The organism is Flavobacteriales bacterium (genome assembly GCA_025210295.1).
Classification (GTDB): domain Bacteria; phylum Bacteroidota; class Bacteroidia; order Flavobacteriales_D; family Parvicellaceae; genus S010-51.
In genome coordinates this window covers 258,023-279,322 of sequence record JAOASC010000016.1, presented here as the reverse complement: position 1 = coordinate 279,322, position 21,300 = coordinate 258,023, and the positions used below count along the sequence as shown (strand labels likewise).

The window sequence follows — 21,300 nt, the reverse complement described above, 5'->3', positions numbered from 1 at the left end:
AAAGATAAACGATTCAGACAATTATTGTAAAGATTAACAATAATTTTACTTTTTGGGACTTCTAGCTTTTACAGTCCAAGTAAATTTAAAATTTGCAACCACTTCACCAGCTTTGTTTTTTCCAACCATTGTTGTAGGGATAATTTGGCCTTCTTTAGTTTTAATAGCTTCAATTATTTTAGCTTTGATTAAGGGCCCATCATTACATGTGAAAGTGGTAATATCTGTAGCTTTTTTTATGAACTCTCCTTCACAATTAGCTACAAGCATTGATATAGATGGTTTCTGTTTATGTGTATACAGAGTCATTAATGCTCCAGAACTCATCTCTGCTGCCATTCCAAGTACAGCCCAAAAAGTTGATTTGAAAGGGTTTTTATTTAACCTTTTATAAGGTACAGTAACGATACAGCGTTCTTCACTCAATTCAGTAATTTTCATTCCAGATAAAAATCCCATAGGAAGAATTTTGAAAAGAAGGAGTTTAAACTTGGATTTATTATTGAATGTTTTTTTGATAAAATCAATATGTTCTTGATTAAATTGGTATTGTTCGTCCATGCTTAATTTGGGTTATATAAATGACAAAAGCTCGAAGTTACTAAATAACGACGAGCTTTTAAATAGGTATTAGACTAATTTTTAGACTTAATGTAATCCTTTAGAAGCTAAATAACGTTCAGCATCTAGAGCTGCCATACATCCAGTACCTGCAGCAGTAATTGCTTGTCTGTATACATGATCAGCAGCATCACCTGCAACAAACACTCCCTCTACATTTGTTTTAGAAGTACCAGGTTGATTAATGATATAACCCGTTTCATCCATATCAATATAAGGCTTAAAGATAGCGGTATTTGGAGTATGTCCAATAGCGATAAATACTCCCGTTACATCGATTTCTTCTGTTGCTTTTGTTTGGTTATTAATAATTCTACATCCAGTAACAACATTCCCATCTCCTAAAACTTCGTCTATTTCAGCGTTGAATTTAATGTCAATATTTTCAATTCCTCTAACTCTTTCTTCCATTATTTTAGAAGCCCTAAAGTGATCTTTACGAATTAACATTGTTACTTTAGTACAGATATTTGCTAAGTAAGCAGCTTCTTCACAAGCAGAATCTCCAGCACCAACAATAACAACTTCTTGATTTCTATAAAAGAAGCCATCACATACAGCACATGCTGAAACACCTCCACCATTTTTAAGGTAGTGTTGCTCAGACTCCAGCCCTAAATAACGAGCTGAAGCTCCAGTTGAAATGATAATTGTATCAGCGTGAATTTCTTTTTCACCATCTACCCATGCTTTGTGAACTGGCCCAGTAAAATCCACTTTAGTAATCATACCAGAACGCACATCAGTATCAAACCTTTTGGCTTGAGCTTCTAATTGCATCATCATTTCGGTACCGTTGATTCCTTCTGGATATCCAGGGAAGTTGTCTACTTCAGTTGTAGTCGTTAACTGCCCTCCTGGTTGAAGCCCTTGGTAAAGTAGAGGACTCATATTTGCTCTTGCTGCGTAAATTGCTGCTGTAAAACCAGCTGGACCTGATCCAATGATTAAACATTTTACTTTTTCTATCATTTAATACTATTTTTAATGTGTTTATTTGCGGTTTATTTTTTACCCTACAAAGGTAATAATTAAATAAGTCACTCTTTTGTGATTTTCATTACACTTTAAGTTAAAAAATGTGAATAGTCTTATTAGACTAGAAAATGAAGACTACTGAATTAAATTATTCATATTTTCCCAAAATAATAACTTAATTCCAGAATCTTTTAATGTTAACAGAACACGCACTTTATTGTGGTTTAACATGGCTACTTTATCATTAGGCAATTGATGAATAATTTTATGAAACTCATCATTATGATTGAGTATTTCTCTAACTTTTTCCGATAAAGGTTCAAACTCTACCACTAAATCATCTAATAAGATTTGCATAGCTTGATCGGAGTATGAAAAGTTTTTTGTTAAGCTTTGTTCTCCAGCAATTGCTTGATCAACTATAAACTCATTTACTTTTTTACTTTCAATTTCGTAAGGTTCAACCATTTCAAGCAATTGAGCTCTTTGACTGGCTTTTGCTAAAACCTTAAACTCACTCAAAAAGGTGTGAATAGCTTGATGAGTTTCTTCTGTTAAGCTTTGCGCATTAAAGCTCATTATAGAAAGGGTAAATAAAAGTGTAGTTACAATAATTTTCATAATCAAAATACTTAAATAAAATTTTTAGAAAAACATTAATTTTTTTCTTCCACATTTTGCTTTGGCAACATAGGCAAAGTCAAAATTGGCTTCAAACATTAATTCAATAAATAATGGACGAGAGGCAGTATACGTTTCATATTTAGTTAATGTTGGCAGTAAAGCTGTTTGACCTTTAGGTGAAATAAAGTCATCAAAATATTGGGTAATACGCATTCCGGCTGTTATACCAAAACTTTCTGTCCCCATTACATAGTTTCCAAAACCTAAGATTAAACCTTTATTCATCAGGTTAACATGGGAATCATTAAATTCAACATTAACAATTCGACTATCTTTTCGATAAGGAGAGCTGAGTAAAGCAATACAAGGGCCAAACTCCAAATAACTACCGTTTTTATTATGACGGTACATTAGGGAGAGGTCTGTCCTATTAAATCCCATTTCAGAAAAATAATTGGTTGTTTCATCAGAAATGGTATCAGTGATACTATAATCAAATTTTTGTTTAAAATTTCCAAACATGGCATCAAAAGTTACTTCATGTTCTTGATTGAAATTAAACCCGATTTTACCACCAAAAGAGTATCCAGAAGAAAAGGTATGATTATAATCGACATCTTTCCAAATGTTTTGATTCATAAGAAAGTTGGCGCCAACTCCTCCTTTAATGCCTAAATCAACCCAAGTTTGAGCGTTGAAAATTAAGGAGATTAGTAAAAAAGCAATTATAGTAAATGTTTGTTTCATGTGGCTAAATATAGGAATATTAAGTCTTTTTGGAAAATTAGTTTAAATTATTTTATATGGTGTATTATCTTTTTATCTTTGGTCGCTAAATAGCCATGTTGAGTTCAAGGCTATAAATAAATTGAGACAATAAAAAAATAGACTATGTTAAAAGGTAAAGTTGCTATTATAACAGGAGCTACAAGAGGAATAGGAAAAGGTGTGGCATTAAAATTTGCTGAAAACGGAGCAGATGTTGCATTTACTTACGTGAGTAGCGAAGAAAAAGCAAAATTAGTTGAAGAAGAATTAGCTGCTTTAGGTGTAAAAGCTAAAGGGTATAAATCGAATGCTGCTGATATGCAGTCAGCTACAGATTTAGTTGATCAAGTATTAAAAGATTTTGGAACAATCGATGTGGTGGTTAATAATGCAGGAATCACTAAAGATGGATTATTAATGAGAATGTCTGAAGAAAATTTTGATGCTGTTATTGCGATTAACTTAAAATCTATTTTCAACATGACGAAAGCTGTTTTGAGAACGATGCTAAAAAATAAAGCAGGATCTATTATCAATATGACATCTGTTGTAGGTATTCAAGGAAATGCAGGACAAGCTAATTACGCAGCTTCTAAAGCTGGTGTAATTGGTTTTACGAAGTCTACTGCTCAAGAATTAGGTTCTAGAAATATTAGATGTAATGCCATAGCACCAGGTTTTATCGAAACTGAAATGACAGGAGCTTTAGATCCTGCTGTGGTAGAAGGTTGGGTAAAAGAAATCCCGTTGAAAAGAGGTGGTAAACCAGAAGATGTTGCTAACGCAGCTTTATTCTTAGCATCTGATTTAAGTACATACGTTACTGGACAAACATTAAGTGTTTGCGGTGGAATGTTGAGATAATCATTGGTGAATCAATAAATTTAAATCAACCAACTTCTAACTTGACTTGAAGTTGGTTTTTTTGTAGCATTAAGACAGGCTTTGTATGGACAATATGACTTACTTTCTAGTGTTTATTGGTTGTATATTTCTTTCTAGAATTATATTGAATCAGGGACAACAGAAATTGAGTACTGAAGAAAAAGTGCTTTTAATGGAGCTATTCAGTACCAATAGAACTTATACTTACATTGGAATTTTTTTACTGATTTTATGTTATTTTATTTTACTAAAATTAGCAGTAATTAATCACCATGTCATAACGAACATATACTTTGCTATTTTATTGATTTATATGCTGGTAAAATATTTTATATCCAGTAAAAAAATGAAAGAAAATCAAATCCCCGAAGCATACATTAGCGCTTATTTGTTATCAACTGGTGTGACATTGTTGGGATTTTTAGTAATATTGTTCTCAATAAATTATTTGAAGTAAATGCTTACGTCTGTTTATCCTTTATGGTATATACTCTTTTGCGTTCTATTAGGAATAGGATATGCTGTTTTGTTGTACCGAAAAGATAAAGCTTTTGGTGAGGAAACTAAAATTTTGCCATACTTTTTAGGAGCATTGCGCTTTTTTAGTGTTTCTATTCTGGCGTTTTTATTACTAGAACCTTTGGTAAAGACCGAAAATCAGATTATTGAAAAGCCAATAATAGTTATTGCTCAGGATAATTCTGAAAGTATTCAATTGTCAAAAGATTCTAGCTTTTATATAAAGGAGTATCCAAAAGAATTGACAGTTTTAAAGGAAAAACTATCTGAAAAGTATACCGTAGAAACATTTCATTTTGGCGGTAAAACAGCTGATAGTTTAAAGTTTGATTATGACTTAAAACAAACTGATATTTCAGATTTATTTGAAAATATTGAACAGAAATATTACGGAAGAAATTTAGGTGGAGTGATCTTAGCCTCAGATGGTATCATCAACAAAGGACTATCTCCTGAATATGCAGCAAAAAATATTAAGAATACGGTAGTTTACACCATTGCAATGGGGGATACAGCTATTCGTAAAGACCTTATTATACAAGAGATTCACAATAATGATATTGCTTATAAAGGAAATGAGTTTCCTGTAGAGGTGAACATCAAAGCTAATTATTTGTCTGGGGAAAATGCATTGGTGTCTATTTGGAAAAATGGTAAAAAACTTCAAGAAAAAAAGGCGGTTATACAAGGAGAGCAATTTATACTTTCTACTAACTTCCTTTTACCGGCAACGGCTAGTGGTAAACAGAAATATCGGGTAAATGTGTCTGAATTAGCTGGAGAACTCACCAATCTTAATAATACAAAAGATTTTTATATCAATGTGATTGAAAATAAGCAAGATATTTTGATCTTAGCTGATGCTCCTCATCCTGATATCGCCGCAATAAGGGGAGTTTTAAATCAAAATAAAAATTATAATACTGAAGTAAAACTTGTTGATGATTTCAAAGATAAAATAGGAAAATATAGCCTTGTAATCTTACATGGTATCCCAAATTATCTCGAAAAGAACAATAGAGTAGTAGAGGAGTTATTAAAAGAAAAAATTCCACTATTGATTTGTGCTACTGAACATACTAATTATAATAAACTAAATCAGTTAAAGCAACAATTAACAGTTATTGGAGCCAATGGGTATTCTAATGCTACAGGTAGTTTAAACGCTAGTTTTAATAAGTTTACCATATCTGATGCATTGAGAAATGATTTAAGTGATTTTACACCTTTACAAGTTCCTTTTGCTAATGGGTATAAGATTGGACAACGTAATAATGTTTTGTTGTATCAAAAGATAGGAGGTACAATAACGAATTATCCTTTATTGACTTTTAACGAAAATGATGGTCAAAAATTAGGTTTTTTACTAGGAGAAGGAATTTGGAGATGGAAATATTTGGATCATTTAAAAAATGGAAGCAATAATAATTTTAATGAATTAATTCAGAAAACTGTACAATACTTAGTCGCTAAAAAAGATAAAAGTCAATTTAGAATTTCTAATCGATCATTAATTTTAGAAAATGAAGCATTAGTTATTGATGCAGAGCTCTATAATGATAGTTATGAATTAGTAAATACGGCTGATGTAATCGTTAAAATAAGCAATAATCAAGGAGAGGAATATCCTGCTAAAACAATGGCTAAATCAGGGAATGCTTACCGATTAAATGCAGGGAAGTTTAAAGCAGGTGAATATACTTATATTGCATCTACGTCTTTCGATGGAAAGGTTTATGAAAAGAAAGGAAAGTTTTCTGTAAAAGAATTAAAAGTAGAGTATGTAGATTTAGTCGCTAATCATAAACTGCTGTACAATTTATCCGTATCAAAAAATGGAAAAATGTTTTATCCTAATGAGTTGAAAGCATTAGCGGAAGAAATCTATACACAAGATAATATTGTTCCAATTTCTTATACTCAACAAACAGTTGAAGACCTAATTCAGTGGAAATGGATTTTTGGTTTAGTTATACTATTGCTGACTATAGAATGGTTTTTACGTAAACGAAATGGAGGGTATTAAACTGTTTTTCGTTGTCGAAGTGCTTCATATAAAACAATCCCTGTAGTCGTTGATAAATTTAGACTTTCTACTTTTCCATTCATTGCTATTGATACACAGGATTGACATTTTTCGATAGCTGTTGAACTTAATCCGCTCGATTCGTTTCCAAACCAGATGGCTAACTTAGGTGTTGTTAAATCAGCATGTCTTAATAAAGTTTGGTTCTTACATAGTGGATGAGGGGTAGTACCTATAGACACAAAACCTAATTGATCTAAATAATCAAAACATTCGATGGTTGTATTCAATACTTTTACTTCAGTCCATTTAATGGCCCCATTAGAGTGTTTTAAAATGGATTTCCGTTGTCGTAATTCCTCTAGGTTATTTTCTAGACGGTTCAAACCATCAACAACAAGTAATTGGTCTATTCCAAGGCCATTGATGTTTCTAACAACACTACCAATATTAAGAATAAAATTTGGGTTTTCTAAAACAGCAATTAATTGAGAAGTTTGGAGCATTATAAAGCTTTTCTAAGGATTTTCTCCATTTTTTTTCCTTTTGCTAATTCATCAACAAGTTTGTCTAGGTATCTGGCTTGCTGCGTTAGAGGAGTTTCTAATTCCTCTACACGATAACCACAGATTACACCTTTAATCAGTTTGGCGTTTGGATTAATTTGAGCTTGTTCAAAGAAAGTTTTAAAAGTAACTTCTTCTTTTATGAGTTGTTCTAATTTCGTTTCATTAAAACCAGTAAGCCATTCAATAACCTCTAGCAATTCTTGTAGAGTTCTGCCTTTCTTTTCTATTTTGGTAATGTAATGAGGGTAAACTGAAGCAAAAGTCATTTTTGCAATACGTTCGTCGTGTTCTGGAGTTGTTTTCATAATTCAGATTGAATAGTCCCCAAATTTAATGGATTGTTTTGAGATTTTATCTCAAGAATAGGTATAAAAAAAGCCATCAATCAAAGAAAGATGGCTTTTTCTGTTCTAAACAGTTTTATTTACGATCAGCATCGTTAGTGTTTAATTTTGAATTGATTTCTTTCAATTTCATGTTATCTTCAGATTGGTCTTTATTGGCTCCAAATAATTCAGGGTGAATATAAGAACCTTTTAACTCTTTTTCTTTTTCGGTAATAATTGGATACTTTTCAGCATATTTATCAGCTCTAACACCTGTTACAGACCAACTAACTTCAACATTAGGTTGGTTCGTTTGAATAACAAATTTATTTCCTTTTACTTTCTCTTTAATGATAGCTTGAGCAAAAGATCCTATAACAGTAAGTTGATATCTAAAATCTTTATTAGCAGCTTCAAAATATTCAGGCATTTGAACATGTGCAAATCCATTAGCATCTGTAGTGATGTTTCCACTATAAATGTTTAACATTTCTGAAGACTCAACAAAACTGTGGATTAAATATTTGTTTTCAGGATCTAAAGGGTGATCAATTTTAAATGTTCCACCACCTTTAGCTATGTTTCCTGTTATATTTACATTACCATTTACTTGAATATCTCCGTCTACTGTTAGGGTTGATGTAGCATTGGTTAAAATATCACTTCCTATTCTTAGTGATTGTAGGTTGCTATGTCCTGATCGATTAAATCTAGCTATAGTATCAGGAGTTGGACAACCTCCAATTAAGTGTAAATCATTAGATAGACCATTTAATTGAAATTTAACACCACAAAAACCGTTATAATCTAAATTTTCTTCAAAAATTAATTCAGATGAATAAGGCTCATTAAATCCGCCAATATGACCGATGGTTACTACTGAGTTGGTATCAGCACTACCAACTTCAAGTAAGTGATCTGGAGCTGTGCTTCCAATACCAACATTGCCTGCATTAGAATTATTGATATTCGTACCATTTAACGTCCAATTTCCTGACCCTGAACCTGCCAAGCTTGATAAATCTGTTGTTATAGTCCCATTTCCATCTGTAATTTCAAGGTCAGTTCCGTTTAGTACTACAGAAGTATTCATTTCATTAGTAGGGTCAGCATCGGCATCATCTACTAAATCATTGGTTACATTTTCAGCTGTATTAGCGTGGAATGCATAAGGAACACTCATTAACTGACTTGTTCCAGTGATACTGTAGTTTGTTGCACCTGCTGGATCAGTTTCTGTTTTTATAAAGTATGGCCCAGCACTCCAGTCTATACTGTTAAATGTGCCTGAAACGACTGTTCCTGTTCCTATTTCAATACTAACTAATCCATTTATATTGGTGCTAGGTGTTTGTGTTTCAACATACACAGCTGAACCAGAGGTAGAACCTTGTAAAATACTTATTTGCATTCCAACTGCTTGGTTAGTGATAAGCGTATTACTTGAGTTTCTAACAACTGCTTGGTAGCTCATTTTTTCTGGAGCCTGTGCATAAGTACTAGCAGCTAACATGATGCTTGCTACTAAAATGTATAATTTTTTCATATTTTTCTGTTTTAAGATTTTAATTTTTTAGAATTCTAAATGTTTTAATTAATTCCTTGTTATTCATAACGTTCAATAAATAGGTTCCTGCTGGAAAAGCCTGCATGTCTATTTCAGAGATGTTATCCGTAATTTTTTCTGTAGCCAATACTTTCCCGTTTAAATCATACAATTGGAATATTAACGCTTCTTTTGAGTAATTATCAATATTCAATGTGAGTCGGTCAGTTGCTGGGTTAGGGTAGGTAGATAGGTTTAAACTAATTTCAGTTTTTTCTATACCAACAGTCGTCGAAATTTCATAAGGCTGTTGGACACCTTGTAATACAGAACCTTCAGAACCTGTTTGGCTTGAGTAAACCGCCTGTCCAATAGAATAACTAGCTGATCCTCCGCTTCCAGACGCGTCCCCCCCTGATGCAGGAAGGGCTTCTTGTGCATTCACTCCTCCTAAAACCAATAGAAGGAACGCCACACTTGTACTTGTTTTTTTGTGTTTCATGATTTATTATTTTATTAACTATTGTTCCATGAAGAAAGACTTCAGGATTCTTTTAGTTATAAAACTAACTAAAATAATTAATGAATCATACTGTTTAACGAAATAAAAGTGCTGTTTGTCTTTTGATTGTTTATAAGGTTTACTTTTATACGATTGATAAAAACCTTTCAATAGTGGAATAAAAGTGTTAAAAGACAATGTGTGTATATAAAGCCAGTGAGAGCGACCTTATAATGTTTGATGATTTATTTTTCGGAGTTTTCTTGGTATTCGTAGTGGACTGTAAAGCCAGATTCTGGATCTACTACTTTTTTATACCCTTTGGCTTCCATTTCTTTATCTAAGGCTTCTTCACGTTCCCAATCATAAACTTTTTTTTTTAAAGTAGCTCCTTCTTTTTTATAGTAATAGGCTAGTATTACGCCAACGATAGCACCAAATAAATGGCCTTCAAATGAGATTCCAGGGTCTCCAGGAAAAATCCCCCAAACCATACTTCCATACAGAAATACAACAAAGAGCGAAATAGCCATTAGTTTTAGTTCTTTACGAAATACGCCACTAAAAAATAGAAAAAAAGCTAAACTATAAATGACTCCACTCATTCCTATATGATAGTTGCTACGTGCTGCTAGCCAGACGAATAATCCACCTACTAGCCATGATAAACTGAGAATCTGCCAGGCAATCTTTCTATAGAAGTAAAAAAGTGTCCAACCTAGAATCAAAAATGGCGGTGAATTATTGATAATGTGGGTAAAATCTCTGGTACTGTGAAGTAGAGGGGAAAAAAGAATACCAATTAATCCACTTTTATTTCGTGGTAAAATTCCGTATTGTGCCAATTGAATAGGGAAGAGGTAGTCAATCAAAAAGACTAACCACATCAAAGCAAGAATAATCAAAGGATATTCTAAAGCAGCTAAAATGGTATGTTTTCTTTGTCTTTTCAAAATTTTATAATTTATAGCTCATTAGCTCATTAGCTCATTAGCTAATTATCTCTGTTCTCTATTCTATTTTCTATTTCAACAAGCCGTATAGTTCTCGATACACCTCCTCTGTCGGTACTCGAACTGACTAGCAGAAGGTTGAGTCTTATCATCTTTAATCTTAATAATGCTTCCATCATCTCATTAGCTCATTATCACATTAGCTAATTGTCTCTGTTCTCTATTCTCTATTCTATTTTCTATTTCAACAAGCCACCTAGTTCTCGATACACCTCCTTTGTCGGCACTCGAACTGACTAGCAGAAGGTTGAGTTTTATCGTCTTCAATCTTAATAATGCTTGCATCATCCCATTAGCTCATCATCCCATTAGCTCATCATCTCATTAGCTAATTATCTCATTACCTAATTTCCCTCAATTCATTCCACGTTCTTTTTTTATGTTTTCGTAGGCATCTTGTATTTTTTGGAATTTTTCTTTTGCAGCTTTTTGGTATTCTTCACCCATTTGAGCAAACTTATCAGGATGGTGTTTAACAGCCATTTTTCTATAGGCCTTTTTAACTTCATCATTAGTTGCATTCTTATCAATCCCTAATGTTTTGTAAGCACTACTCGTACTTTTATAAAACATTGCTTTTAACTGTTCAAATTCATAGGAAGAAATACCAAGTAAAACAGCAATTCTGTTGATTGTTTTTACTTCAGCATCAGAGACATGACCGTCGGCTTGAGCAATGCCAAATAAATATTGTACTAAGACACTTCTTTGTTGGGGAGGCTGAGCTTGTTTAATTAAATTACAGACTTGTTGTATATCAAAGTTTTTCTTTAAAATATCTCTAAAAGCGAGCATTTGTTTTTTAGCAAATTCGGGTGAAAATTGTTGATTAAAAAACTGTTTGACATAATTTAACTCCGATTTAAGAGGGTTTCCATCAGATTTCATGACTTCAGCTGATAAAACTAATAAAGCAGTAGCAAAATCATGTTGGGAGATTCGTTGTCTATAATAGTTGGAATTTTGTTGTTGGTATTGTTGTTGGAACTGTTGCTGAAAGTCTCTATAACGCCTTTGAGAATTGGAGTTATTGTTATTTTGATTGGTAAATTGTTTAACAACTAAATTCACCAAATAGTAACTTACAATAGCCAATAAAAAGCTATGCGTTCTAGAGTAAATGATAATTCCTGCTAATATTCCTATAAAATTCATTCGTTACTATTAGTTTAAAATATTAAGTGCTATTTTTGTTGTTAATTCTTATGAACGGTTTTCCTATTGAATATCCACCAATCCCATCGGGGCAAATTTACAAATTTACTTCAGCTAAAGGCGTTGAATATGAAGTGCGTTTTGCTCGAAAAGAAGGAAATCCATTACATGTTTCTATTGTTTTTGGTGTTTTAAATGATGAATATGAAGGCGAAGAATATGCTTTAACCAATAAAGGAGAGGCTTATCGAGTAATGGCTACTATAGTTGCTATTATTCAGAATTATTTTAAAGAGCATCCTCACATTAATAGGTTTGAATTTGCAGGAGAACCAACAGCTGATGAAGATACAGAGTTTCCTCAAAAGCGATTGAATCTATATCAACGTTACTTACCATTATTATTCGATTCCAATTGGAATAAAGAAATCAAAGGGAATCGTATCGTTATTTCAAAAAAACAATAAAAAGCCTTTTCTAATGTTAGAAAAGGCTTTTTTGTTGTGTTTATATTAATCAATCAAGTTTAAACTTCGGTTGATAAAGTTGGTCAAATCTGCACCTTTTAACATCCCATTGGAAAGTAAAGCCAAATCAATAGCTTGTTTTGCTAAACTTTCTTTTTTAGCAGCATCAGATTCATTTAAAATCTTAGAGACTAATGGATGATTGTTGTTAACCACTAGGTTAAACATTTCAGGGAAGTTCCCCATCATGTGCATTCCTCCACCTAAAGCTTGTTGTTCTTTCATCCTACGTATAAACTCACTTTGTGTAATTAAAACAGGTTTTTCTGTTTCACTTAAACTTTCGAATTGTACAGTGAACTTTTCTTTATTAACACTAGCTTCAAAAACTGGTTGTAATTTTTCCTCATCTTCTTTTGAAAGTTTAGAAGGTAATTCTTCTTCTTTAGTAATTAATTTATCTAAAGTATCAGCATCAACACGAGCAAAACTTACATTTAATTTTTGTTCTAATTTTGTAATCAAATGGCTGTCAAGAGGACTGTCCATTACTAGTACATTATATCCTTTTTCTTTAGCACTTTCGATAATTGAATGGTGTTCTTCAATATTGTGTGTATACAAATAGACTAATTTACCGTTTTTATCTGTTTGGCTGTCTTTAACAGCTTCTTGATATTCTTCGGAAGTATAATATTTTCCATCCGTATCTTTAAATAAATTGAATTTTTGAGCTTTATCTTCAAATTTATCATCCGATAATATTCCATATTGAATAAAGACTTTGATATCATCCCATTTTGCTTCGAAATCAGCTCTATCGTTTTTAAACATTTGAGCTAATTTATCAGCTACTTTTTTAGTGATGTAAGTGCTAATCTTTTTAACATTACTATCACTTTGTAAATAAGAACGAGATACATTTAATGGAATATCAGGAGAATCAATAACACCATGTAATAATGTTAAGAAATCAGGAACGATATTCTCTACAGAATCAGTAATAAATACTTGATTACTATATAATTGAATTTTATTTTTCTGAACCTCTACATTGTTCTTTAATTTAGGGAAATATAAAATTCCAGTAAGGTTAAATGGATAGTCAACATTTAAATGAATATTGAATAATGGATCTTCTGTAAAAGGGTATAATTCATTATAGAATGATTTATAATCTTCGTCACTTAAATCAGCTGGTTTCTTAATCCAAGCAGGTTTGGTATTGTTTAAGATGTTAGGAACTTTAGTTTCAATTTTCTTTACATTCCCTTCCTCATCTTTTTCTCCAGATGGGTCATCATTAAATTCACTTTTCTCTCCAAAAACAATATTTACTGGTAAGAATTTACAGTATTTATTTAAGATGGTACTTAGACGTGCTTCTTCTAAAAATTCGCTAGCATCTTCAGATACAAATAGTACAATATCAGTTCCTCGGGTATCTTTTTCTATTTCAGTAATTGTAAACTCAGGTGTTCCATCTGATTCCCATTGTACAGCTTGAGAACCATCTTTATGGGATAAAGTTCTGATATGTACTTTATCAGCAGCCATAAAAGCAGAGTAGAACCCTAATCCAAAATGACCAATAATCGAGTTGGCATCTTTGTCTTTGTATTTTTCAACAAATTCAGTTGCCCCAGAAAAAGCGATTTCATTGATGTATTTGTTGACTTCATCAGCAGTCATCCCAATACCATTATCTCTAATCGTAATAGTTTTGTTGTCTTTATCTAAAATAACTTCAACTTGTAAATCTCCTAGTTCTCCTTTAAATTCTCCAGCAGAAGCAAGTGTTTTTAATTTTTGTGATGCATCTACTGCGTTAGAAACTAACTCTCTAACAAAAATTTCAGTGTCTGAATACAAGAATTTCTTAATGATAGGAAAAATATTCTCCGTTTGAATGTTAATCGTTCCTTTTTGCATTGTTATATCTAAATTTTAAAAATTAAGTTTTCGTTTGATTTTCTCAATGTCAAACTATATGCCAAGGCAAAATAGCTGACAGATTGTCCAAAAGGATGTTAAATTGTTTTAAAAGACTGCTTTTTTGACAATAGAATAATTAGCTAATGAGATGATTAGCTAATGTGATAATTAGATGATGGAAGCATTATTTAATTAGAAAATAGAGTAAAGAATAAAGAATAGAGAAAAAGGTTCAATCCATTGCATCATTATAGCATTAAATCCAGTCAGTTCGAGTGCCGACAAAGGAGGTGTATCGAGAACTAGGCGACCTATTTAGTTAGAAAAGAGAAAATAGAATAGAGAGCAAAGAGTAAAGAACAGAGACAATTAGCTAATGAGATGATGAGCTAATGAGATGATGGGAGCGTTATTAAGATCAAAGAATAGAGAATAGAGAATAGAGAAGACGATTCAACCCATTAAATTATTATAGCATTTCATCATTATATCATTGTATCATCATATAGATTAAGGTTGTTTAATCAGTTGTTAAGGTAAAATAATGATATGGAGCTATTTTGGATCTATCCAATAGGGTATTTTACTCCTCGCTCTGGGTTAAATAACTTTCTGGAGGGGCTCACTAACGTAACCGTTGGGGTTAAATTTATGGTGGATTGGGTTATAAGACCTATAGTGATAGAAAAACAATCTCACAAGACCATTAAATAACGCCAACAGATGATTATTACTATTACTCCTAATACAATATCACCCCAAAAACGAGTAATAAAATCCTTTAAATTGGTTTGAATTATAGATTATGAATTAGAGTAAATAAAACATTGTTCGTTACACCCCAACCTTATACAACAAACAATCTTGTTATCTAGAGTCTACTAGAATAGAAGATAGAGTAAAGAATAAAGAATAAAGACAATTAGCTAATGAGATAATAAGCTAATGAGATGATGGAAAAATAGCAAAGAAGAAGATTCAATCCATTATTATAGCATTATGTCATTACAGCATTAATACAGTCAGTTCGAGTGCCGACAAAGGAGGTGTATCGAGAACTAGGCGACTTATTTAGTTAGAAAATAGAATAGAGAGCAAAGAATAGAGATAATTAGCTAATGAGATGATGAGCGAATGAGATGATGGAAAAATAGCAAAGAAGAAGATTCAATCCATTATTATAGCATTATGTCATTACAGCATTAATACAGTCAGTTCGAGTGCCGACAGAGGAGGAGTATCGAGAACTAGGCGAACTATTTAGTTAGAAAATAGAATAAAGAGCAAAGAACAGAGACAATTAGCGAATGAGCTAATAAGCTAATGAGATGATGGAAAAATAGCAAAGAAGAAGATTCAATCCATTATTATAGCATTATGTAATTACAGCATTAATCCAGTCAGTTCGAGTTCCGACAAAGGAGGTGTATCGAGAACTAGACGACCTATTTAGTTAGAAAATAGAATAAAGAAAATAGAATAAAGAATAAAGACAATTAGATGGTGTGGATGGTGGTAAATATGACAGCTAAATAGTATACCTGTTTTAGGTAAGACTCAATTATAAATCCAAAGTAAAACAGGTGTTTTTTCTTTTTCCAAATAAGCGTCAAGCTCTTTCATCTTATCATTATTAATTGCTGGACATCCCCAACCTTCAGGAGTGCCATAAGGGTAGGTCTCATTCTCTTCAACTGCTTCCCAAGAATGTAAAACAATGATACGTTTGTAAGCATTACTGTTTGTTTTATCGAGGCCATGTAGTTTGTAATTGACATGAATCCCCCAATTACTCCAACCTCTTTTACCGATTTTATATTTTCCCAAAGATGAAAGGTGACTATCGGGTTGGTTACTAAAAATAGGGGAGTCCTTGGTGTTGTCTAATCCCCAAGGTTCATCTCCACATCCATGACTACATAGACCTGATAAAACGATTTTATTGGCTTTAAAATCCCATAAGAATAACCTATTTCTTCCAGAGTGAATATGCATATCAATTAAAACGCAATAATTACTGTTCATTTTGTTTTTTTTGCAATAGGTTAAAGCTTCTTTGGCTTTGTTTTGAAGCCTTATCGTATCCAACTTATATTGAGGTTCTGTTGGTTGTACAATAGGTTCAGATTTGTTTTGATCAGCAGGTGATTTTTCTGAAAATCCTGTACAAGAAATCAATGCAATATTGAGGGATATAAAAGCTGTTTTAAGCATAAACTCGCGTAATAAAAGTAATTAATTATAAATCCAAAGTAAAACAGGCTTTTCTGTTTTTTGAAGTCTAGTATCTATTCTTTTCATCATCTCATTTGAGACAGCTGGACATCCCCAACTGGTCATCGCTTTATTAGGAAAAATTTCATCTTCTGATAGTCCATCAAAAGAATGTAAGACAATTATTCTGTCAAAAGCATTGCTATTACTCGTTTCAAGACCGTGAAGTTTATAGTTAACATGAATACCATAGTTACTATAACCACGTTTTCCAATTTTATATTTTCCTAAGGATGAACAATATGAATTGGGTTGATTGGTAAAATAGGGAAGTTTTTCTCCATTAGGTAATTCAATGTTAGCACAACTTCCATGGGAACATAAACTTTGATCAACAATTGAACCTGAAGTAAAATCCCAAGTGAAAAATCGATATTTCCCAGAAGGTACTTTCATGTCTATTAGGATACAGAAAGTAGTATCAAAACCATGATCAATGCAATATTGATTGGCTTCCTTAGCTTTTAATTGTATTTCTTGATGTGAAAGGTTAGTTTCTTTAGTTTCCATCGAACAACCTGTTAAAAAGAGTAATATAAAAATAAAAATTCCCATTAGTTTTGTTTCTAATGGGAATGTAGAATTTGTAAAAAGGTACATTGAAGTTGTTTTAATGTTGCTTTTTGATAAGCTTTCAACCCTAAAGAACTTCATTTAATATTCAATAGCTTCAACCCCGTTGATTTCAGGAGCCACACTTTTTAAAGCTTCTTCTAAGCCTGCTTTTAATGTCATTGGGCTCATCGAACAACTTTTACAAGCGCCAATAAGTTTCACTTTTACAATGTTATCATTTGTAATCTCTACCAATTCCATATCACCTCCGTCACTCATTAAATAAGGACGTAAATCATCAATAGCGGCGTTGACTTTATTTGTTAAGTTTTCCATCATGTCGAACAAGCAGCTTTTTCATTCTGTACTTCAACAACTTTTGTTGGAGCAATATTTCCATTTCTCCAGTTTATTTGCTCAACTAATTTTTCAGTAGTTTCTTTTAATGCTAGAGCAACAGGAGTAGTTTCTTGTAAAATAGCAGGTCTTCCAACATCTCCACTTTCACGGATACTTTGAACTAATGGAATTTGTCCCAATAAAGGAACTTCCAATTGAGCAGCTAAATCTTTAGCACCCTCTTTTCCAAAGATAAAATATTTATTATCTGGCAACTCTTCAGGAGTAAACCATGCCATGTTTTCAATAATACCTAAAACTGGAACATTAATATTGTCCAATTTAAACATATTAACCCCTTTTCTAGCATCAGCAAGCGCAATGTTTTGAGGTGTACTGACAATAACTGCTCCGGTAAGTGGTAATGCTTGAACCAATGTTAAGTGAATATCACCAGTACCAGGAGGTAAATCAATCAATAAATAATCTAATTCTCCCCAGTCAGCATCAAAAATCATTTGTTGAAGCGCCTTAGTTGCCATAGCTCCTCTCCATATTACAGCTTGATTGACCTCGGCAAAGAATCCAATTGACAATAATTTTACCCCATAGCTTTCAACAGGAACAATCATTTGTTTACCATTCACATCTCTTGCTAAAGGCTTCTCTTGTTGAACATCAAACATCAAAGGCATTGATGGCCCATAAATATCAGCGTCTACAAGTCCAACTTTATACCCTTGTTTAGCTAAAGAAACAGCTAAATTTGCTGTCATAGTAGATTTTCCAACCCCTCCTTTACCAGAAGCAATAGCAACAAAGTTTTTGATGTTAGGTAATTTACTATTTGTAGGATTTTTCGCTTGTTCGGGGCGTTTCATGACCTCTATTTCGCAATTAACTTTAATATCTCCTGCAACAGTTCTATTAATTGCAAATTCACAAGCTTCAATCATTCTTTTTTTTGCATGCATTGCAGCATTTTGCATGGCAACCTTAAAGGAAACTGTCCTTCCTTCTATTTTTAAAGCAGTAACAGAACCTAACGAAACAATATCTTGTTTACGATCAGGATCAGCTACTTTAGAAAGAGCTTTAAGAATATCTTTTTCTAATATTTCCATAAAATTGTGTACTGAAATTTTAAACAGTACAAACAAAAATACTACAAATAACAATAAAATGTAATGTCTAGATTAAATTATTTCTAAATAAGACACATAGAAGCTTATTTTGGTTAAAAAATAAAGATAGAAAAACGATGCATTATGTGATTGGAATGTTTTATAAAACGACATAATATTGAATTTATACAATTTTATGCTATACTTGTCGTTAGGAAGAAAATAACAATTAGCTTACAGAATGAAAAAAATCGTTGTAGTTGGATTAATGTGTAGCATGTTAGTAGCTGCTTTTGGACAAGATAAAAAAGAAAAAGCCTTAACAGCTGAAACACAGTTTAGATTAGTGAATTTAGGGGATGATTCTTATGTCCCAAACTTGAAATTAAGGTGTTTTATTTCTGAGAAATCAGCTTTAAGAACCACAATCAATTATCATTCATTGACCTCTAAGGTTGAAATTAACGAAGTAGATGGAGAAGGAGTTGGTACAGTTGAAAAAAATAATTCGCTACTCACGCTTTCATTAGGATATGAAAAACATTTTAGAGACGGTATTATTTCTCCTTATGTTGGAGGGGAATTAAAAGTAAGTACTGGAAATAATAATGAATTTGGTTCAAGAACAGATTCTGTTGATTTTATTCCGAATTATAATTATTCTTCGAAAGTTCCCGTTACAGGTTTTGGAGTTCATCTGTTTACTGGAGTTGATATTGATTTGTATAAAAATTTATATGTTGGAACAGAATTGGGCTTAGCATATCAGTCCCTTCAACAAAAGCGTGGCGAGTTTAATGTTAAGGATGCGAGTTCTTTGACCGATCCAGATGTTACGACAAGTATTGCTGCATCTACAAAAACTAGTTTTCAATTGGTTAACTTAGGGGTTATTCGATTGGGATGGAGGTTTTAACACCACGTAAAAAAAATACGGTCTAGCGTTGTTATTTTGTTGAATGAAAAAATTAAAGGGACAAGGGGCAGTTCAAAACATTCAACAACGCTATCAAAAAGTACAATATCAAGCATATTATGATGATTTAATTTGGGAAGAGCAACCCCAAAACAAAGTCGAATTAATTAAGGTTTTTCCGAAAACAATTGTGAACCATGTAAAAGGGATGCCTTTTGGCTATTCTGTTAATCCCTATCAAGGTTGTGAACATGGATGTAGTTATTGTTATGCTAGACCTTCTCATGAATATTGGTCGTACAATGCGGGGGTAGATTTTGAGCGTAAAATTTTATATAAAGTCAATGCCGTAGAGTTACTCCAAAAAACATTTGCTAAAAGGTCTTATGTTCCAAAACCAATTGCGCTTTCAGGCAATACTGACTGTTATCAACCTGTTGAAAGTAAATTAAAATTGACACAAGCAATATTAGAGACTTGTTTAGCACATAAACATCCAGTTAGAATTTTAACTAAAAATGCTTTGATTCTTAGAGATGTGGATTTACTTTCCGAGTTAGCAAAAAAGAATTTGATAAGTGTGTCGTTTAGTATCAATTCTTTGGATGAATCTTTGAGGATGGCTATGGAGCCTAGAACATCAACGATAAAAAATAGATTAAAAGCTCTTGAAATTCTCGCAGAAAAGGGAATTCCCACATCTGCGATTATGGGACCAATAATACCAGCGTTAAATAGTCATGAAATTCTGAATATTATGGAGAAAGTAGCTAAAGCAGGAGGAATAGGAGTAGGAATGACTATAGTTCGTCTAAACGATACTGTGGCTCCTGTATTTGAGGAGTGGGTGAGAACTCATTATCCGCAACGAGCCGATAAGGTTTTAAATCAGATTAAAACATTACACAAAGGTCAGTTAGGAAATCTAAAAAATAAATCTAGTCGAACGGGATCAGGAAATATATCAGATATTATTAAACAAACTTATGAACTAGGATTAAAAAAGTATTTTACGGAAAATTCGTCCAGTAAGCCATTAGACTGTTCGCTATTTATACCTAAAATAACGAATCAATTACGAATGTTTTAAAAAGTATAAATACAGCCTCCAATTGCATCTTTACGAGCTCCTGTTACCGATGAAAGCGAGTTGTAAACGTTGTTTAGCCTAAGTGCTCCAAGAAAAGCAAAAATTAAAGCCTCTTTAAATTCGATCAGTTGATGATCAGGAATTGTAATTTTAGCTTTGCTTTTTTCTTGAATTAACTTTATCCAAAAATCATTGAATGCACCTCCGCCAGTTATTAGTAAACTACTTTTAGGGGTAATATTGTCGGCAATTTTATCAGATAAATGATGGGCTAGTGTATGGAGTTGGTCTTCCACAGAAATTTTAAGCTGATCAATATAGGGCTGTATATGTTTTACAAAAGTTTCTTTTCCTAAAGAAGCATTATTTTTTGTAGAAATAGCCACTGTTTTAGTTAGTAATTCTAAAAAAGGGGGATGAATACTTCCTGATTGAGCTAATTTTCCTTGGTCATCAAAATCTTGATTAATCTTTTGACAGATATGGTTTCCTATCATGTTGGCGAAAGTGATGTCCTTTGCAATTCTTAACTCATTTTGTTGTGAAGAAATATTGGCAATTCCACCAATGTTTAGGCAGTAATCATATTCACTAAATAAAAGTTGATCTCCAATGGGAACAAGAGGAGCACCTTGCCCCCCAAGGGCAACATCTACTGCTCTAAAATCAACAATAGTTTTGATTCCTGTTTTAGCACACAATTGAGCTCCATTACCTATTTGAGTTGAAAAACCTAAATGAGGTTGGTGGAAGATAGTATGTCCATGTGAAGCTATTGCATCAATAGAAGTTTTCTCAAGATCAAATTCAATAAGAAAAGTATTGACTTTTTCAGCGAAGAGTAGTCCTAAGTCGCTATCAGTTTTAACAAAATTTAAAGCAGATTCATTTTCAATATTTTGTAAACGCTTTTTCCATGCTTTAGAATAACGGTAGGTTTTACTTTCTACAATTGAAAAATCCCATTGGTCATTCGTTTGTTTAAAGTGACATAAGGCAATATCAAGCCCATCTAATGATGTCCCAGACATTAATCCAATAATCGAATACTGACTTTGTTTCATAAGT

At 32.5% G+C, this 21,300-nt stretch carries 21 protein-coding genes; 5 read left to right on the top strand and 16 right to left on the bottom strand.

Features of this window, described 5'->3' with window-relative positions:
• Positions 1-45: 45 nt before the first annotated feature.
• The 4 genes from N4A35_03865 to N4A35_03850 all read right to left on the bottom strand — a co-directional run bounded on the left by N4A35_03865 (position 46) and on the right by N4A35_03850 (position 2,970).
• Positions 46-561, bottom strand: coding sequence for a DUF4442 domain-containing protein (locus tag N4A35_03865; GenBank protein ID MCT4580531.1), 516 nt, complete (start codon positions 559-561; stop codon positions 46-48).
• Positions 562-648: 87 nt separating this feature from the next.
• Complete coding sequence (gene trxB, locus N4A35_03860) at positions 649-1,593, bottom strand: thioredoxin-disulfide reductase (protein MCT4580530.1); 945 nt, start codon at positions 1,591-1,593, stop codon at positions 649-651.
• A 141-nt stretch (positions 1,594-1,734) separates the two neighbouring features.
• A complete protein-coding gene (locus tag N4A35_03855) occupies positions 1,735-2,220 on the bottom strand; it encodes a hypothetical protein (GenBank protein ID MCT4580529.1) in 486 nt (161 codons plus the stop codon).
• 24 nt (positions 2,221-2,244) lie between these two features.
• Complete coding sequence (locus N4A35_03850) at positions 2,245-2,970, bottom strand: hypothetical protein (protein MCT4580528.1); 726 nt, start codon at positions 2,968-2,970, stop codon at positions 2,245-2,247.
• A gap of 144 nt (positions 2,971-3,114) precedes the next feature.
• On the opposite strand from N4A35_03850, the gene fabG reads away from it, so the two are divergent.
• Both fabG and N4A35_03840 read left to right on the top strand, forming a co-directional pair.
• Positions 3,115-3,855 carry a 3-oxoacyl-[acyl-carrier-protein] reductase gene (gene fabG, locus N4A35_03845; protein MCT4580527.1) on the top strand — a complete coding sequence of 247 codons (741 nt, stop codon included), beginning with the start codon at positions 3,115-3,117 and terminating at the stop codon, positions 3,853-3,855.
• A 478-nt stretch (positions 3,856-4,333) separates the two neighbouring features.
• Positions 4,334-6,421 carry a hypothetical protein gene (locus tag N4A35_03840; GenBank protein MCT4580526.1) on the top strand — a complete coding sequence of 696 codons (2,088 nt, stop codon included), beginning with the start codon at positions 4,334-4,336 and terminating at the stop codon, positions 6,419-6,421.
• On the opposite strand, the gene N4A35_03835 is transcribed toward N4A35_03840, so the two are convergent.
• The 6 genes from N4A35_03835 to N4A35_03810 form a co-directional block, all read right to left on the bottom strand.
• Positions 6,418-6,927, bottom strand: a complete 510-nt coding sequence (locus tag N4A35_03835) for a hypothetical protein (protein ID MCT4580525.1) — start codon at positions 6,925-6,927, stop codon at positions 6,418-6,420. The genes N4A35_03840 and N4A35_03835 overlap by 4 nt on opposite strands.
• Positions 6,927-7,295: a DUF2200 domain-containing protein gene (locus N4A35_03830; GenBank protein MCT4580524.1), complete on the bottom strand. Its 369-nt coding sequence runs from the start codon at positions 7,293-7,295 to the stop codon at positions 6,927-6,929. Before N4A35_03830 ends, N4A35_03835 begins: the two co-directional genes overlap by 1 nt.
• Positions 7,296-7,410: 115 nt before the next feature.
• On the bottom strand, positions 7,411-8,862 hold the full coding sequence (locus tag N4A35_03825) for a hypothetical protein (GenBank protein ID MCT4580523.1): 1,452 nt from the start codon (positions 8,860-8,862) through the stop codon (positions 7,411-7,413).
• 19 nt (positions 8,863-8,881) lie between these two features.
• A complete protein-coding gene (locus tag N4A35_03820; protein ID MCT4580522.1) occupies positions 8,882-9,364 on the bottom strand; it encodes a T9SS type A sorting domain-containing protein in 483 nt (160 codons plus the stop codon).
• 245 nt (positions 9,365-9,609) lie between these two features.
• Positions 9,610-10,317 (bottom strand): rhomboid family intramembrane serine protease, encoded by a 708-nt coding sequence (locus N4A35_03815; protein MCT4580521.1) that lies wholly within the window; start codon positions 10,315-10,317, stop codon positions 9,610-9,612.
• A gap of 414 nt (positions 10,318-10,731) precedes the next feature.
• Positions 10,732-11,532 carry a TerB family tellurite resistance protein gene (locus N4A35_03810; GenBank protein MCT4580520.1) on the bottom strand — a complete coding sequence of 267 codons (801 nt, stop codon included), beginning with the start codon at positions 11,530-11,532 and terminating at the stop codon, positions 10,732-10,734.
• Positions 11,533-11,582: 50 nt separating this feature from the next.
• Between N4A35_03810 and N4A35_03805 the strand changes: the two genes are divergently transcribed.
• Positions 11,583-11,999 carry a hypothetical protein gene (locus tag N4A35_03805; protein MCT4580519.1) on the top strand — a complete coding sequence of 139 codons (417 nt, stop codon included), beginning with the start codon at positions 11,583-11,585 and terminating at the stop codon, positions 11,997-11,999.
• A gap of 45 nt (positions 12,000-12,044) precedes the next feature.
• On the opposite strand, the gene htpG is transcribed toward N4A35_03805, so the two are convergent.
• The 5 genes from htpG to N4A35_03780 form a co-directional block, all read right to left on the bottom strand.
• Positions 12,045-13,931 carry a molecular chaperone HtpG gene (htpG, locus tag N4A35_03800; protein MCT4580518.1) on the bottom strand — a complete coding sequence of 629 codons (1,887 nt, stop codon included), beginning with the start codon at positions 13,929-13,931 and terminating at the stop codon, positions 12,045-12,047.
• A 1,560-nt stretch (positions 13,932-15,491) separates the two neighbouring features.
• Positions 15,492-16,148: a murein L,D-transpeptidase catalytic domain family protein gene (locus N4A35_03795; protein MCT4580517.1), complete on the bottom strand. Its 657-nt coding sequence runs from the start codon at positions 16,146-16,148 to the stop codon at positions 15,492-15,494.
• A gap of 21 nt (positions 16,149-16,169) precedes the next feature.
• Positions 16,170-16,718, bottom strand: a complete 549-nt coding sequence (locus N4A35_03790; protein ID MCT4580516.1) for a murein L,D-transpeptidase catalytic domain family protein — start codon at positions 16,716-16,718, stop codon at positions 16,170-16,172.
• A gap of 144 nt (positions 16,719-16,862) precedes the next feature.
• Positions 16,863-17,102, bottom strand: a complete 240-nt coding sequence (locus N4A35_03785) for a NifU family protein (GenBank protein ID MCT4580515.1) — start codon at positions 17,100-17,102, stop codon at positions 16,863-16,865.
• Positions 17,099-18,226: an Mrp/NBP35 family ATP-binding protein gene (locus N4A35_03780; GenBank protein ID MCT4580514.1), complete on the bottom strand. Its 1,128-nt coding sequence runs from the start codon at positions 18,224-18,226 to the stop codon at positions 17,099-17,101. The genes N4A35_03785 and N4A35_03780 overlap by 4 nt, the downstream gene beginning before the upstream one ends.
• 241 nt (positions 18,227-18,467) lie before the next feature.
• On the opposite strand from N4A35_03780, the gene N4A35_03775 reads away from it, so the two are divergent.
• Together N4A35_03775 and N4A35_03770 are read left to right on the top strand one after the other, a co-directional pair.
• Entirely contained in the window at positions 18,468-19,142 is a 675-nt protein-coding gene (locus tag N4A35_03775; protein MCT4580513.1) for a hypothetical protein, read from the top strand.
• A gap of 43 nt (positions 19,143-19,185) precedes the next feature.
• Positions 19,186-20,232: a PA0069 family radical SAM protein gene (locus N4A35_03770; protein ID MCT4580512.1), complete on the top strand. Its 1,047-nt coding sequence runs from the start codon at positions 19,186-19,188 to the stop codon at positions 20,230-20,232.
• Here the strand turns inward: N4A35_03770 and N4A35_03765 are convergent.
• Positions 20,229-21,296 (bottom strand): anhydro-N-acetylmuramic acid kinase, encoded by a 1,068-nt coding sequence (locus tag N4A35_03765; protein ID MCT4580511.1) that lies wholly within the window; start codon positions 21,294-21,296, stop codon positions 20,229-20,231. The two genes, N4A35_03770 and N4A35_03765, sit on opposite strands and share 4 nt — an antisense overlap.
• Positions 21,297-21,300: the final 4 nt, after the last annotated feature.

Bases quoted from the DNA above. Each gene is read 5' to 3' on its own strand.
- N4A35_03795 (MCT4580517.1), bottom strand. From the start codon at position 16,148: ATGCTTAAAACAGCTTTTATATCCCTCAATATTGCATTGATTTCTTGT.
- N4A35_03790 (MCT4580516.1), bottom strand. From the start codon at position 16,718: ATGGAAACTAAAGAAACTAACCTTTCACATCAAGAAATACAATTAAAA.
- N4A35_03765 (MCT4580511.1), bottom strand. From the start codon at position 21,296: ATGAAACAAAGTCAGTATTCGATTATTGGATTAATGTCTGGGACATCA.
- N4A35_03780 (MCT4580514.1), bottom strand. From the start codon at position 18,226: ATGGAAATATTAGAAAAAGATATTCTTAAAGCTCTTTCTAAAGTAGCT.
- N4A35_03775 (MCT4580513.1), top strand. From the start codon at position 18,468: ATGAAAAAAATCGTTGTAGTTGGATTAATGTGTAGCATGTTAGTAGCT.
- fabG (MCT4580527.1), top strand. From the start codon at position 3,115: ATGTTAAAAGGTAAAGTTGCTATTATAACAGGAGCTACAAGAGGAATA.
- N4A35_03840 (MCT4580526.1), top strand. From the start codon at position 4,334: ATGCTTACGTCTGTTTATCCTTTATGGTATATACTCTTTTGCGTTCTA.
- N4A35_03785 (MCT4580515.1), bottom strand. From the start codon at position 17,102: ATGATGGAAAACTTAACAAATAAAGTCAACGCCGCTATTGATGATTTA.
- N4A35_03830 (MCT4580524.1), bottom strand. From the start codon at position 7,295: ATGAAAACAACTCCAGAACACGACGAACGTATTGCAAAAATGACTTTT.
- htpG (MCT4580518.1), bottom strand. From the start codon at position 13,931: ATGCAAAAAGGAACGATTAACATTCAAACGGAGAATATTTTTCCTATC.
- N4A35_03865 (MCT4580531.1), bottom strand. From the start codon at position 561: ATGGACGAACAATACCAATTTAATCAAGAACATATTGATTTTATCAAA.
- N4A35_03835 (MCT4580525.1), bottom strand. From the start codon at position 6,927: ATGCTCCAAACTTCTCAATTAATTGCTGTTTTAGAAAACCCAAATTTT.
- N4A35_03850 (MCT4580528.1), bottom strand. From the start codon at position 2,970: ATGAAACAAACATTTACTATAATTGCTTTTTTACTAATCTCCTTAATT.
- N4A35_03820 (MCT4580522.1), bottom strand. From the start codon at position 9,364: ATGAAACACAAAAAAACAAGTACAAGTGTGGCGTTCCTTCTATTGGTT.
- trxB (MCT4580530.1), bottom strand. From the start codon at position 1,593: ATGATAGAAAAAGTAAAATGTTTAATCATTGGATCAGGTCCAGCTGGT.
- N4A35_03770 (MCT4580512.1), top strand. From the start codon at position 19,186: ATGAAAAAATTAAAGGGACAAGGGGCAGTTCAAAACATTCAACAACGC.
- N4A35_03855 (MCT4580529.1), bottom strand. From the start codon at position 2,220: ATGAAAATTATTGTAACTACACTTTTATTTACCCTTTCTATAATGAGC.
- N4A35_03810 (MCT4580520.1), bottom strand. From the start codon at position 11,532: ATGAATTTTATAGGAATATTAGCAGGAATTATCATTTACTCTAGAACG.
- N4A35_03805 (MCT4580519.1), top strand. From the start codon at position 11,583: ATGAACGGTTTTCCTATTGAATATCCACCAATCCCATCGGGGCAAATT.
- N4A35_03825 (MCT4580523.1), bottom strand. From the start codon at position 8,862: ATGAAAAAATTATACATTTTAGTAGCAAGCATCATGTTAGCTGCTAGT.